15 protein-coding genes are annotated in these 13,926 nt (G+C 38.8%); 8 read left to right on the plus strand and 7 right to left on the minus strand.

Annotated elements, in window-relative coordinates:
- Positions 1-340 precede the first annotated feature (340 nt).
- Together pal and ACJTDF_RS05955 are read right to left on the minus strand one after the other, a co-directional pair.
- On the minus strand, positions 341-847 hold the full coding sequence (gene pal, locus ACJTDF_RS05950) for a peptidoglycan-associated lipoprotein Pal (protein WP_407965374.1): 507 nt from the start codon (positions 845-847) through the stop codon (positions 341-343).
- A gap of 211 nt (positions 848-1,058) precedes the next feature.
- Complete coding sequence (locus tag ACJTDF_RS05955; protein ID WP_407965375.1) at positions 1,059-1,754, minus strand: DUF1013 domain-containing protein; 696 nt, start codon at positions 1,752-1,754, stop codon at positions 1,059-1,061.
- Between the two features lie 335 nt (positions 1,755-2,089).
- Between ACJTDF_RS05955 and ACJTDF_RS05960 the strand changes: the two genes are divergently transcribed.
- On the plus strand, positions 2,090-2,836 hold the full coding sequence (locus ACJTDF_RS05960) for a YebC/PmpR family DNA-binding transcriptional regulator (RefSeq protein ID WP_407965376.1): 747 nt from the start codon (positions 2,090-2,092) through the stop codon (positions 2,834-2,836).
- A gap of 453 nt (positions 2,837-3,289) precedes the next feature.
- Here the strand turns inward: ACJTDF_RS05960 and rpmE are convergent, their stop codons facing one another.
- Entirely contained in the window at positions 3,290-3,511 is a 222-nt protein-coding gene (rpmE, locus tag ACJTDF_RS05965) for a 50S ribosomal protein L31 (protein ID WP_407965377.1), read from the minus strand.
- A 188-nt stretch (positions 3,512-3,699) separates the two neighbouring features.
- On the opposite strand from rpmE, the gene ACJTDF_RS05970 reads away from it, so the two are divergent.
- The gene (locus ACJTDF_RS05970; protein ID WP_407965378.1) at positions 3,700-5,547 is read left to right on the plus strand and encodes an ABC transporter transmembrane domain-containing protein; all 1,848 of its coding nucleotides are present in this window, start codon (positions 3,700-3,702) and stop codon (positions 5,545-5,547) included.
- 191 nt (positions 5,548-5,738) lie between these two features.
- On the opposite strand, the gene ACJTDF_RS05975 is transcribed toward ACJTDF_RS05970, so the two are convergent.
- The 4 genes from ACJTDF_RS05975 to ACJTDF_RS05990 all read right to left on the minus strand — a co-directional run bounded on the left by ACJTDF_RS05975 (position 5,739) and on the right by ACJTDF_RS05990 (position 8,987).
- Positions 5,739-6,530: an inositol monophosphatase family protein gene (locus ACJTDF_RS05975; protein WP_407965379.1), complete on the minus strand. Its 792-nt coding sequence runs from the start codon at positions 6,528-6,530 to the stop codon at positions 5,739-5,741.
- An 18-nt stretch (positions 6,531-6,548) separates the two neighbouring features.
- Positions 6,549-7,121, minus strand: a complete 573-nt coding sequence (gene efp / locus ACJTDF_RS05980) for an elongation factor P (RefSeq protein WP_249674557.1) — start codon at positions 7,119-7,121, stop codon at positions 6,549-6,551.
- Positions 7,122-7,254: 133 nt separating this feature from the next.
- A complete protein-coding gene (locus ACJTDF_RS05985) occupies positions 7,255-8,307 on the minus strand; it encodes a tetratricopeptide repeat protein (protein ID WP_407965380.1) in 1,053 nt (350 codons plus the stop codon).
- Between the two features lie 5 nt (positions 8,308-8,312).
- Positions 8,313-8,987, minus strand: coding sequence for a thiamine phosphate synthase (locus tag ACJTDF_RS05990; RefSeq protein ID WP_407965381.1), 675 nt, complete (start codon positions 8,985-8,987; stop codon positions 8,313-8,315).
- 123 nt (positions 8,988-9,110) lie between these two features.
- Between ACJTDF_RS05990 and ACJTDF_RS05995 the strand changes: the two genes are divergently transcribed.
- From ACJTDF_RS05995 to ybgC, 6 genes are all read left to right on the plus strand, one after another.
- On the plus strand, positions 9,111-10,220 hold the full coding sequence (locus ACJTDF_RS05995; protein ID WP_407965382.1) for an OpgC family protein: 1,110 nt from the start codon (positions 9,111-9,113) through the stop codon (positions 10,218-10,220).
- 191 nt (positions 10,221-10,411) lie between these two features.
- Entirely contained in the window at positions 10,412-10,930 is a 519-nt protein-coding gene (locus ACJTDF_RS06000) for a DUF1465 family protein (protein WP_407966233.1), read from the plus strand.
- Between the two features lie 220 nt (positions 10,931-11,150).
- Positions 11,151-11,660 carry a crossover junction endodeoxyribonuclease RuvC gene (gene ruvC / locus ACJTDF_RS06005; RefSeq protein ID WP_407965383.1) on the plus strand — a complete coding sequence of 170 codons (510 nt, stop codon included), beginning with the start codon at positions 11,151-11,153 and terminating at the stop codon, positions 11,658-11,660.
- Positions 11,657-12,301: a Holliday junction branch migration protein RuvA gene (gene ruvA / locus ACJTDF_RS06010; RefSeq protein WP_407965384.1), complete on the plus strand. Its 645-nt coding sequence runs from the start codon at positions 11,657-11,659 to the stop codon at positions 12,299-12,301. Before ruvC ends, ruvA begins: the two co-directional genes overlap by 4 nt.
- The gene (gene ruvB / locus ACJTDF_RS06015; RefSeq protein WP_407965385.1) at positions 12,301-13,383 is read left to right on the plus strand and encodes a Holliday junction branch migration DNA helicase RuvB; all 1,083 of its coding nucleotides are present in this window, start codon (positions 12,301-12,303) and stop codon (positions 13,381-13,383) included. The genes ruvA and ruvB overlap by 1 nt, the downstream gene beginning before the upstream one ends.
- Entirely contained in the window at positions 13,376-13,813 is a 438-nt protein-coding gene (gene ybgC, locus ACJTDF_RS06020; RefSeq protein ID WP_407965386.1) for a tol-pal system-associated acyl-CoA thioesterase, read from the plus strand. Before ruvB ends, ybgC begins: the two co-directional genes overlap by 8 nt.
- Positions 13,814-13,926: the final 113 nt, after the last annotated feature.

Here is a 13,926-nt window from a genome sequence, read left to right on the forward strand (position 1 = left end):
ACAATAAAGAACTTTCTTGTTGATAAACTTGTTGATAAAAAATGCTTTTTTCCTTTTTATTATGCTGTTATGCGCAAACACACTGATAGACTTTTTGCTTTGAAAAAGCATAGAATATTTTTTTATCTGAAGGAAAAGGGAAGAAAAGAATTTTTCAAATATTGTACAAAAAAGCGCATAAATAGAACTCAAATGAAGAGAAAACTTTCCACTCTGTTGTTCCCTTTCTGTTTTTGCCTATATTTACTTCTCTCTTGTATTCTTCCCCGGCACTGTATTCCTTTACTCATCCCCACTTACTGGCCCACTTACTGGTCTCTTTTAGCCCTTTATCTGTCTTTTAATGACTTCTCGTATTATTAACGACTAAAACAGCACGTCGATTTTGGTTCCAACAAGAGATATTATCACAAATCGCCACAGGTCTTTCTTTTCCGTAAGAGACCGTATTCATTCGCTGGGAAGATACACCCAAAGAAATGAGATAATCACGCACCGCAACAGCACGACGTTGTCCAAGAGCTAGATTGTACTCACGCGTTCCGCGTTCATCGGCATGGCCTTCAATTGTAATAAAATAGTGCGGATAACGAAGCAACCATTCTGCTTGACGTGCTAAAACATATTCGGCATCGGATTCAATAGAAGAGGAATCCAAACTAAAAAAAATGCGATCCCCAACATTAACAGTGAAGTCTTGTGACGAACCCGCCTGTACATTATTGAAACCAGAATTACTGAGAGAGTTTGTTGTGTCAATATTCTTTTTGCCACAACCAATTAAAGTTAACAACAAACAAAAGACTACCGCGAGTGGATAGTGGATAACATTTCGAAGAGAATTCATAAACCAGTTCTCCTTATTTTACCATTATCATAAATATCATGCCTTACTTTTTATAATCTTTTCGAAATAAAAGCTTGCCCTCTTTTATTTTCTCTTTCTTCTTCCATATTTGGTATATTTTTTACTGAGCTTTTCGCTCATTTTTCTTTCCAGTCTCTCTCTTCAGCTTTTCTAAGATTTTCTGCTTTCCTTTTACAGCTTTGCTCATTTTTTATTCTTGTCCCTCTTCTTGAGATTTTTTTTGCAAAGCATTGAGTTTAGCAAACACCGTATCAGCATCGAGATTCTTATCAAAAGTTTTTTCAAATTCACTCTCATCAAGAGTAGCATTCTCTGTCACTGATGTCGGGAGTAAAGTTTTGTCTCCCTCCATAGGCAGAGGAAGATTTTTTGCTGCCCGTTGCAATTCAAAATCCAAATCAATTTGCGAACATAACCCTAAGCCTACGGGATCCAGAGGAACTAAATTATTACTATTCCAATGGGTTCTGTTACGAATTTGCTCAATAGTTCCTTTAGTTGTGCCAATCAATCGTGCGATTTGCGCATCTTTTAATTCAGGATGATTGAGAATCAACCATAAGATCCCATTGGGACGATCTTGACGCCGAGATAAAGGAATATAGCGTGCACCTTTGCGCTTCGTTTGAGGAACCTGTACTTTTGATGCAGAAATTTTTAATCGCGCTTTTGGATCTGCTTCGACACGTGCGATCTCACTCCGTGTTAACTGACCAGAACTAATAGGATCCAAACCTCTAATTCCGTGTGCTGCTTCACCATCAGCAATTGCTTTGACCTCTAACACATGTAATTGACAAAACTCGGCAATCTGATCAAAAGAAAGCGCTGTATTATCGACTAACCAAACAGCTGTTGCTTTGGGCATCAAAAGTTGCATTGACATATTTATTATATCCTTTTATCGACCTCTTTTTGAGGCAGGTTACTGCCCACTCTGAAACTTTGAAGTACTATAACCTTTTAATAGAAGATTTTCACCCCTTCTAACAAGATGACACACAAAACAAATCACTTAATAACCATGAAATCATGATCTTTATATCCTGATTTTTGGCTCACGACAAGAGATCTCTCTCATACATAACAATCATGATCAGAATGTCTTTACCTTTGAGAAGAATTTTTTTATAAAGATTTTCTTTAATCTCTTTGTTCTTTTTTATGGTAGATTTATCCCACAAAAAGAAAGTGTTTGATCATCCAACAAAAAGGTAAGCCATGGCAGGCCATTCACAATTTAAAAATATTATGCACCGTAAAGGACGTCAAGATGCGATGCGTTCAAAAATATTTTCCAAACTTGCACGTGAAATCACGGTCGCAGCCAAACAAGGCTCTCCTGACCCAACAATGAATCCGCGTTTAAGACTCGCAGTTCAAAATGCAAAAGCTCAATCAATGCCAAAAGATAATATTGAACGAGCGATTAAAAAAGCTTCAGGGGGTGATGCTGAAAATTATGATGAAGTGCGCTATGAGGGATATGGCCCTGGCGGTGTAGCTGTTATTGTTGAAGCCTTAACCGATAACCGCAATCGTACTGCTTCAAATGTCCGTGCTGCTTTCACAAAATCAGGAGGCGCCTTAGGAGAAACAGGTTCCGTTGGCTTTATGTTTAATCGCATTGGTGAAATTATCTATAAACTTGAATCTGGAACCGCTGACACCATTATGGAAGCAGCCATTGAAGCAGGGGCTGAAGACGTACAATCGGAAGAAACAGGTCACCACATTTTTTGTGCCTTTGAAGATATTGGTGAAGTTTCGAAGATTCTTGAAAACACACTTGGCGAAGCAGAATCCATTAAAACCATTTGGAAAGCAACTACCCTCGCACCAGTTGATGAAGAAAAAGCGCTTTCTGTTTTACGTTTGATCTCAACCTTAGAAGAAGATGATGATGTGCAGAATGTTTATGCTAATTTTGATGTCAGTGATGAAATTTTAGCAAAACTGTCGGCATAATTCTTTATTCTGCTCTTGGTTAACAAAAATTTCATAAGCAAAACAAAAAGAAAAAAAGAGCAACCATCCTGTGCAAACATTCTGTTTTAAAAAGAAGTTTGACCGTTAAGAAAGAATTTTTATTTAATCTTTTTAAGTGCAGAAAGACTTTTCTGCTTTATTGCTTGAAAACAGCACTGCTTTTTTATATTCGTTTTTCATACATAGAATTTTTTAGCAATTTTTCCTTTGATCTAGGACTTTTCTTGAGTTTAGGGATGAGGACTCTTTGTCTTTTTCTTATTTTTGCGATTTTTCAAAGACCTTTTATGCTTCTCTTTTCATCATAGAGCTTTTTCCACCATAAAGCCTTCTCTTTTGACTGAAGAGATTAAGCGCTTCCTTTTTCTTTGCAAACAAAAACAGAGCTCTTGAAAAGTTCATGCCTTTTTATGCTTCAGATAATTGGAAATTTTAAAAGCCAAGGCCCCCAAAGCGATTCTTAAACTTAGAAACACGCCCACCACGATCAACCAATGTTTGCGACCCTCCAGTCCATGCTGGATGGCTTATTGGATCGATATCCAAATTCAGGGTATCCCCTTCTTTGCCCCATGTTGAACGGGTTGTATACTGGGTTCCATCAGTCATCACAACATTAATCACATGATAATCAGGGTGAATATTAGCTTTCATACGACAAACTTTCTATTTCCACGCAACGAAATAGCACTTTATGTATTTTTTAAGTGCGCTCTCTTTGTCTTTTTGATACACTCGTTAAATTAAAATTTCAATAGCTGAGCACGTATCAAAAAACAAGTGTCCAAAATATTTGAACCTATTTAAATTTTATCATTAACCCAATAAAGACGCAAAACCCCATGAAATTCCTGAATCTCTCAGAAAAATCCAAGCATCCTTTCAAAATAAAACATTCTTTTTCTGCTTTTAGCCCTTATATAAAACGTTACAATTGGCTTATAATTTGCGCTGTTCTCTCTTTATTGGTTGCGGCTTGTGTTACTCTTGCTTTGCCTGTTGCTATTCGTCAAATGCTTGATCACGGTTTTTCGGCTTCAAGCCATGGAAAAATGAATTTCTACTTTGGTATTTTATTTATCTTAGCTTTACTGCTTGCTCTGGCTTCAGCCATCCGTTACTATTGTGTCATCACACTGGGTGAACGATTCATTGCTGATTTACGGCGTGATGTTTTTCAACATATTTTGCACCTTTCTCCTGATTTTTTTGATTATTCCCATTCAGGAGAAATTATTTCACGTCTTTTAACAGATACAACCCAAATAAAATTAGCGGTAGGATCGACAGCCTCTACAGCGTTGCGTCATCTTATTGTTGTGATTGGAGCCATTGTCATGATGGTCATCACAAACACTAAGCTCTCCTTATTGGTTTTGCTTTCCATTCCCTTGATTGCCATTCCCTTGATTGTTTTTGGACGCAAAGTGCGCACACGCACACGCACAACGCAAGACCGCCTAGCAGAAGCCAATGCGTTAGCCTCGGAACAGGTGAGTGCCATTCGCACGGTCCAAGCTTTTACAGCTGAAAAAGATATCTCTGAGCGTTTTTCAATGCTGATTGAACGCGTTTTTCAAACAGCCCGCACTTCTGTGATTCTTCGTTCTTGTTTCACTGGCTTTGCGATTTTTCTGGTTTTTAGTAGCGTTGTCGCAATTTTGTGGATTGGGTCACAGGATGTTTTACACGGAACCATGACAGGGGGAACGCTTGGCCAATTTGTTCTCTATGCGGTTTTTGCAGCAACAACATTTGCACAATTATCGGAAATTGGCGCAGAATTAGTGCAAGCAGCAGGAGCGGCAGAACGTCTTGTTGAATTATTGCAAAAGAAACCCACCATTACAACGCCTGCATCTCCTTTATCACGCACCCTTCCCATTCAAGGGTCTCTTATTTTTGATCGTGTTCATTTCACCTACCCTTCCAGACCAGAAAAAAAGATTTTGCGTGATTTATCTTTTTCCATCAAAGCAGGAGAAACTGTTGCTTTTGTTGGCCCTTCGGGTGCAGGGAAAAGTACCCTTTTTTCTCTTATTCTTCGTTTTTATGATCCTATCAGTGGTCGTATCCAGTTTGACGGCGTTGACATTAACCGCCTTTCCCTTCATGACTTACGTTCTTCGATTTCCTACGTTCCTCAAGAAATCGATATTTTTGAGGGAACAGTTCGCGAGAACATAGCCTTTGGGGCTCACAATCCTCATCAAGAACAAATCATTGCTGCGGCCCAAGCAGCCAATGCATCTGAATTTATCGACTCCTTACCACAGGGCTTTGAAACTCAAGTAGGAGAAGGAGGCATCATGCTTTCAGGAGGACAAAAACAACGCATTGGTCTTGCGCGAGCGATCTTGAAAAATGCCCCTCTCCTGTTATTGGATGAAGCAACATCAGCCTTAGATGCAACGAATGAAAAGTTGGTGCAAAAAGCCTTAGACGAACTCATGAAAAATCGCACAACTTTAGTCATTGCTCACCGCTTAGCAACGGTGTTAAAAGCAGATCGTATTCTTGTAATGGATCAAGGCTCTATTATTGAAGAAGGAACTCACACGCAACTGATTGAGCAAAATGGAATTTATGCGCGTTTAGCTAAACTCCAATTTTCACCTGAACAAACTTCACAAAAAATTAAACCGAATGAACCTCATAAAAATAAAAAAAGAAAATCCTCAAAAGAATGAAGCCTAAAGCATCAAATCTGAACAATATGTGCCAACTGATTTGTGCTTCCCATCAAATACCGTTGCTCGACACTTAAACGAAGAAAGTAAACCACCGCCATTTTCTCGCCAGACACTTACTTTTAACAAAGCCTCGCTTCTCTTTTTCTCGGTAAAAACTGCTTTTCTCTATAAAAAGTTTGTTCTTTAAATCACACTTCTTTTTTGAGGATTTTTCGTAATTCAGTGTGAATAATTTCATTACCAGCAATAATATTTTTTTTATCAAAAATATCTTGTCCTCCGTCTTTATCGCTGACAAATCCACCTGCTTCACGAACCATCAAAAGTCCAGCGGCCATATCCCAAATTTGGAGATTATCTTCCCAAAAGCCATCGACTCTTCCAGTAGCGACATAAGCTAAATCAAGAGAAGCAGCTCCGAAACGCCGAATTCCAGAAACTTCAGCCATTACATTGCGTAATTCTCCCAAGTAGTCTCCGTGATTTGAACGCCCCAAATGGGGTAATCCTGTCGCAATGATACAATGTTCCAATTGGCGCCGTGCTGCCACACGACAACGCCGATCATTGAGAAAAGCCCCACAACCACGTTCAGCAGTAAAGAGCTCATCAAGAATAGGATTATAAATAACACCAGCGACGATCTGCGCTTGACGTTCTAAAGCAATTGAAACAGCAAAAAAAGGAAGACCATGCAAAAAATTTGTTGTTCCATCTAAAGGATCAATAATGAAACGATGCTGAGAATCTTCTCCGATAATTTCCTGAGACTCTTCCATCAGAAACCCAAATTTTGGTCTTGCTTTGCTCAATTCAGTAAAAATGATTTTCTCAGCTTTATAATCTGCTCGGCTTACATAATCTCCTGGGCCTTTCAAAGAAACTTGTAGATTTTGAACTTCACCATAATCACGCACCAAAGAACGGCCTGCTTTTATAGCGGCCTGCACCATAATATGCATGATTGCAGAATGAGCCATCTCTTATCCTTTTATTTTTTATCCCTTTTCATTTGCACGACGCAAATAAATCAACTCATTTGTATCCACAACGATACGCTCTCCTGAATTAATGAAAGGAGGAACAAGAATACGAATCCCATTTTCAAGAATAGCAGGCTTATAAGAAGACGTCACTGTTTGCCCTTTGATTGCAGGATCAGCTTCAGCAATGGTTATAGTAACCTGATCAGGCAGTGATATCCCAATTGGTTTTTCTTGATAGAGCTCAACAGTTACGGTCATACCATCTTTTAAAAAAGCAGCGCGATCACCCACAAAATCTTTTTGCAATTCGAGCTGCTCATAGGAAAGTGAATCCATAAAGACCAAAACATCCCCCTGCTGATAAAGGAAAGTAAAATCTTTTTGTTCGAGTCGCACTCTTTCAACGGTTTCAGCGGCACGAAATCGTTCATTCAGTTTTGTACCATCGATCACATTTTTCATTTCAACCTGATTAAATGCGCCCCCTTTCCCTGGCTTAACGGCATTACATTTCACAACGACCCATAAACCTCCTTGATGTTCAATCACATTTCCAGGTCGAATTTCATTCCCATTGATTTTCATTATTCATCTCCAATTTGATGATTACAGAGGAGAGCTCTTATTTTATTTTTTCAAAAAATCAAAGCTATTGTGTTATTGAATCTATTAATATTTTATACCACTATAAAACTTTAAATTTTGGTTTAAAGACCTTCTAAAGCCTATAAATCAGTTTTTTTGCTTGCTGCATTGCTTTCTGCAACTGAGTCTCATCCATGCCCTCGATCATCGTTTCAAGATCGGAAATTTTGGCTTTTTGGCTTTTTGCAATCAAATACCACGCAGCAGCCGTAATGGGATCCTCGGATGTCCCCACTCCATCGCGATAAAGCCTTGCCAAACTAACCTGTGCAACTACAATATTTTTATTCGCATTGTCTAAAAGCAAATCAAAAGCACGTTGAAAATCGCTTTCTCCTCCACGTCCCTGCAGCAACCATTGTGCCAAAATAACCTGAGCCATTAAATGTTTATTTTGTGCTGCAGCTTCCAAAAGTCTGCGCGCATTACCATCATTTTTTGGCATTGTTAAAGTTCCTACAGAAAGAATTTTTGCAGCAGCGAAAGCTGCTTCAGGATCTCCAAGAGAAGCCCCTTTTAAGAACCATATTAAAGCCTGTTCTATGCTCTCATTTTCTTTATTTTTTACATCAACCTCTTTTACACTATCCTCGCCGGCTTCTTCTTTTTCGCGCATTGCTTTATAAAGGTGAATTTGCCCAGAATAAAAATAAGCCTCTCTCACGCCAGAATTCATCGCTTTTCGAACGAATTCTTCGGCAAGATTTATATTTTTTTCGATGAAAGTTCCATCAAACAACATCAAACCATAGCGGAGCTGTGCTTGTGGGTCTCCTTGATTTGCAGCGTGCTTAAACCACAAAACAGCTTGTTTACCATCAACAGGCCCGACATATCCTTCCATATACATTCGCCCTATCAAAGTTTGAGCAATCGGATCATTTTGTTTGGCACGCATGAGAGCTGCACGAAAAGCTTTTACATAATAGCCTTGGGTGTAATAATCATAGGCTTCATCATATTGACCGACTTGTAAAGGCGACACATTTTTTTGAGTCTCTTGAGTATTTTCGACATTTTGAGAGATATTTACACTCTGCTCTCCTTGTTGCGCTTGTGTAGAGCTTACAAAAGCCATCACACATGCGATTACTCTCAGAATCAATACCCCGTAAAATCTACTCATGACTTTCACCTCTCCGTATTTAGAGAAGCGTTTTGACATTTTTCTTTCATCATATCAAGCACCCTCAAAGGATCCTCATGCATAAAAATCATTTCTTCCACGGCAATAAATTCACAAGCTGTTGCCAAAGCTTCATCAAAAAACGCATATTCACTCCCCGCTTGAATAATGGCGGGAGTTTTCATAATCTCTGCCCACCATTGTGCTAATTGAACATTTCGGGGATGCGCACGAGGTTTTTTATCAGCACCTAATTTTCCAAAGAGAAGATAATCAGCCCCTGCTTCAGCGATAACCATCGCAGAATGACGATTTTGAAAATTTCCACAACCAATTATTTTCTGTTCTTTTTTCAAGTTTTCAACAATTTTGGAAATATTGAAATGGTCTTCTACATGCAAACCATCAGCCCCGATCCGGCCAACGACGCGGCTTTGCTCAGCAATAATCAAAGCTGCACCATTGTGCTGAATATCATAAACGTAGAGCTGCGCACTCTTTTGCAAATGCTCTTCTCCCATTTTTTCCCCTTGCGAATCATACAAAATAACGCAAGCAAAAGATTGCGTTTGCAAAATCTGACGAAATAAAACAGGATTGAGTGTGCGACGGACATCCACTGTTAAAATCAACTGAGGGCAAAGACATTGCGCAATTGGCTCACTTTTTTGTTTTGTCATCCTGCATCTTTCAACATTGTACTGCACAGCTCAAAATTAAAAAACATTTTATGGCCATACTCTTTTAAAAATAGACTATTTTTTTTAAAAGAGACATTTTTCGATATCTCTAAGAGCCCCTTCATGACACCTTTCAGAGCTTCCTCTCATCATAGTTCGCATACTTTCCGTGATACACGGATTGATGTTTGCCGTTCTTTAGCGCTATTGACAATTTTCATCAACCATATTCCTGGTACATTCTATGAATATCTCACTCATAAAAACTTTGGTTTTTCTGATTCAGCAGAAATATTTGTCCTTCTTTCAGGAGTTTCACTGGGACTTAGCTTTCACGCACGTTGGTATAAACTGGCTTTCTCTGCTCTGATTGGCAAACTTTGGCGGAAAGCTTTTCGTCTTTATAAAGCATATCTCTTTACTACTTTTGTTACCTTAGGTCTTTTTGGAGGAGCTTTTTCCCTGTGGAATTTAGAAAAATTCACCTCTATGAATAACGTAGGATTATTTTTTACAGATCCTTTTCTGGCATTTTTTAGTATCTTGAGCTTTGGTCATCAACTTGGCTATAATAACATTCTTTCACTTTACGTCGTTTTAATGATTTTCGCGCCTTTTGCACTTTATTTGAGCTGTCGACATAAGGGTCTTCTGCTTTTCACCTCCTTCATTCTTTATGTTTTCTGTGGCCTTTATAGAATTGCCCCCCCTTCTTATCCTCTTAAAGGACAGTGGTTTTTAAATCCTCTTTCATGGCAATTTCTCTTTATCATTGGCCTCACAATAACTCTCTTCCTCAAAGAGAAGAAATCGCTTCCCTTTCGCCGTCTTCTCTTGACATTCTCTGTAATCTATCTTGTTCTTTCCCTGTTATGGGTACGCTTACACTGGTGGGGAAGTTTCGGTTGGCTTAGTTGGTCTTCTCCTTTGATTGATTTCAATAAAACTTTTTTAAGCCTTCCACGTCTGTTACATATTCTTTCCTTATCTTCTTTGCTCGTTTGTTTCCCTTGGTTGCACCGAAAGCTTCACGTCTCAACACAACATCCCTTAGCGATTTTAGGGAAACAGAGCTTACCTGTTTTTGTAACTGGAACTCTCTTCGCTATGTGTGGACAGATTTTAAAAACGGCAATGAACAGTACATTTATATTGGACACTTTTTTGATCATGAGTGGTATCAGTCTTCAATTTATTATTGCTTATTATTATGAAAACAAAAGTAGGCATTAGACTTCACCGTAAAGAAAAAACATGGCCGTCCTTCTCCTCCAAGTTTATTAACCTTAGCATAAAAAGAACATTGCACAATAATGCTAAAAAAGGTATTCATTGTTCTTGAAGGGGCATTTTAAAAAAGAAATTTCTATCTTGTTATTTTTTAAATGTTCCCAAGATTGTTTTGGTTTTGGAGTATAGTGGTGGTGAACGTACATGAGCGTCCACAAAATCAGGCCATTGTCATGATTAAGCACAATGCCTTTGATAATGTGTTTAATCGTCTTTATGAAGAAACAATGATCCTGATTGAAGAGACAGCAAATTATATTGATACAGAAGGCCGCTTAGCTGCACATGATCTTTCAATAGAACTCTCTGAAATTTATGGGAAAGAAGCAATGTATTTGAGTACGCGTTTGATGCAAATTGCTTCTCAGCTTTTACTGATTCGAGCTGAACGTGAAGGGGAAATGTCATCAGAACAAATTCAAAAAGAGATTGCAAAAGTTTCCCTGCACACCCCATCACTTGAATCCAAATCTGCACACTGGAAAGAATTACCAGAAGTTTTTCGTCACTTTGTACAGCGTTCGCTTCGATTGGAAAAAAGAATGCGGCATATGAACTATGATAAAAAACACACTTCTTTACAGACTGTATCTCAAAACAATCCAGTAAACAAACAGCTTCAATTGCTTAAAACGGCTTTTCAGCGCCTCTAAGCACTTTTGCCTTAATTATCTATAAGACTTTTCCTTCCACTTTTTTCTCCATATCCATAAAAGTTTTTAAGAAGAGAAAACTATTTTTTTCTTTTTCAAGTTATATTTTTATCTGTGTTTTTAGATATCTTTGAACTTTCTTTACTTTATATTTCCTTCTTTTATTCTATTCGTTGTATCCATCTATTAAAATACTGAGAAATCAAATAAACTGAATTTTATGGTAGAGACGATTCGCATCATAGGGATTGATCCTGGACTTCGACGTACAGGATGGGGAGTTATTGACCTATGTGGCAATCATCTCCATTTTGTAGCGTCGGGAACACTTCACTCTAATGCTCAAAATGACCTCGCTTCTAGATTATGCCAACTTTATGAAGGACTTTCAAAAGTTGTACATCAGTTTATGCCCCATGAAGCAGCTGTTGAGCATGTTTTTGTCAATAAAGATGCTGCTGCCACTTTAAAACTTGGTCAAGCCCGTGCTATTGCACTCCTTGTTCCTGCTCAAGAAGGTCTTCCCATTTCCGAATACGCCCCTAATAAAGTCAAAAAATCAGTTATTGGTGTTGGACATGGAGAGAAAGAGCAAATTCACATGATGGTGAAAATTCTTCTCCCCCGCGCTGAATTTGACAGCAGTGATGCAGCAGATGCCCTAGCCCTTGCAATTTGCCATAGCGCTCACCGTACGAGTTCCTCTTACCGTCTAAAGGCAAGCGCATGATTGGGAAACTCAAAGGCATTCTTGAACATATTTTTGATGATCACATTATTCTCGATGTGCAGGGTGTCGGATATATTATTTTTATCCCTAACCGCCTTCATTCTTCTTTACCAGCCATAGGTGAAAGTCTTAGCTTATTCATCGAAACCCATGTACGTGAAGAAGCGATTCGTCTTTTTGGCTTTGCAACAAAGTCTGAACAAGAATGGTTTTGCCTTTTGCAGAATGTCCCGGGTGTTGGTGCAAAAGTTGCGTTGGCAATTTTAGGATCTTTATCAGTTAGTGACCTCAGCCAAGCAATTACCCTCAACGATATTGCGATGATCAGTCGTGCTCCAGGTGTTGGCAAAAAAGTCAGTGAAAGAATTGTAAGCGAACTCAAAAGCAAAACTCTTCTTTCTAAAGAAGACAATAAGAATCCTGCTTTGTCCTCTTCTTTGAACTTTTCTTCAGAAGAGAAGCATCAACCAACTCATGATGCTCTTTTAGCTCTCATCAAGCTTGGTTTTGATCATGACAAAGCAGCCACTGCTTTGGCTTCAGCCCTTTCTGCTCTTAAAGGGGAAACGGTTTCCTCAGCACTCCTTGTTCGTCATAGCCTCAGACTTCTTTCCTCACAAAATCAAGGGAACAATGGATAATGCATAAAGATGATCCTCAGCGCCTTCTTGGAGCTATTCCCCTTCCTAACGATCCGGATCGCTCCTTAAGACCCCAAACCCTAGATGACTTTATTGGTCAAGAAGCTGCCCGTGCGAATTTAAAAATCTTTATTGAAGCAGCGCGAACACGACATGAAGCTTTAGATCATGTCCTCTTTGTTGGACCTCCTGGTTTAGGAAAAACAACACTTTCGCAAATTATGGCAAAGGAATTAGGCGTTAATTTTCGTTCAACCTCAGGACCTGTCATTGCCAAGGCGGGTGATTTAGCTGCTCTTTTAACCAATCTGGAAGAGCGAGATGTTCTTTTTATTGATGAAATTCATCGTTTAAATCCGGCTATCGAAGAGATTCTGTATCCGGCCATGGAAGATTATCAACTTGATCTTATCATTGGTGAAGGTCCTGCGGCTCGTTCAGTCAAAATTGACTTAGCCAAATTCACCTTAGTTGCAGCGACAACGCGTTTAGGATTACTGACCACTCCTTTACGGGATCGTTTTGGCATTCCCATCCGGTTAAATTTTTATACCATAGAAGAATTAGAATACATTGTTCAGCGCAACGCCCGTCTTTTTTCAGTTCAAATCAATGATGATGGCGCTCATGAAATTGCGCGCCGTTCCCGTGGAACCCCTAGAATTGCAGGGCGTCTTTTACGACGTGTCTGTGATTTTGCTTTAGTCAAAAAAGCTGAAAAAATTGATCATACAATTGCTGATGAAGCTCTTTCACGTCTTGAAGTTGATCATCTTGGCCTTGATCCTTTAGACCGCCGTTATCTCGTCCTCATTGCTCAAACTTTTTTAGGAGGACCCGTTGGTATTGAAACAATTGCTGCCGCTCTTTCAGAACCCCGTGATGCAATTGAAGATATTATTGAACCTTATTTGCTTCAACAAGGTTTTATTCAACGAACAGCGCGTGGGAGGATTTTAACAGAAAAAGCTTGGACACATTTAAAACTTTGTCCCCCTACAACGGCAGAGTCAATAAAAAAGGTTTCTTCATCATCGGGGACTGATTCTCAGTCTTCTTTCTGGGAGCCAGAAAATGAATAAAACCACATCCTTTACTCAATCACCTTCTTCCTTTTCTCATGATCTTCAAGCACGAATTTATGTGGCTGATACTGATTTTTCTGGTGTTGTCTACCACGCACGTTATCTTGAATTTTTAGAAAGAGGACGTTCAGAATTTCTCCGTGATATGGGATTGAGCAACAATGAATTAATCTCGGATAGCCAAGGTGAGAAATTATTTTTCGTCGTCCGTCATATGGACATTACCTTTTCCAAACCAGCCACCCTTGATGATCTTTTAACCATCAAAACATCCTTACAACACGTTCAAGGGGCGCGCTTTTTCATGAATCAGATCATTTTGCGTAATGAAATTATCTTAATTAAAGCAAAAGTTGAAATTGCTCTCATTAATCAAGAAGCAAAACCACGCCGTTTACCCAAAAATCTCTTCTCCTCTGCTTTTTAAAAAGCGATATTGGAACAGAAGCGCTTAAAAGATAAAATGCTCTTGAAAGAGAATAAAGAAACTTTTGAAACATTAGACATTTTTGTAAAAAACTCAATTTTATTTTGACAAAT

It is taken from the genome of Bartonella bennetti, from assembly GCF_045945445.1.
Taxonomy (GTDB): domain Bacteria; phylum Pseudomonadota; class Alphaproteobacteria; order Rhizobiales; family Rhizobiaceae; genus Bartonella.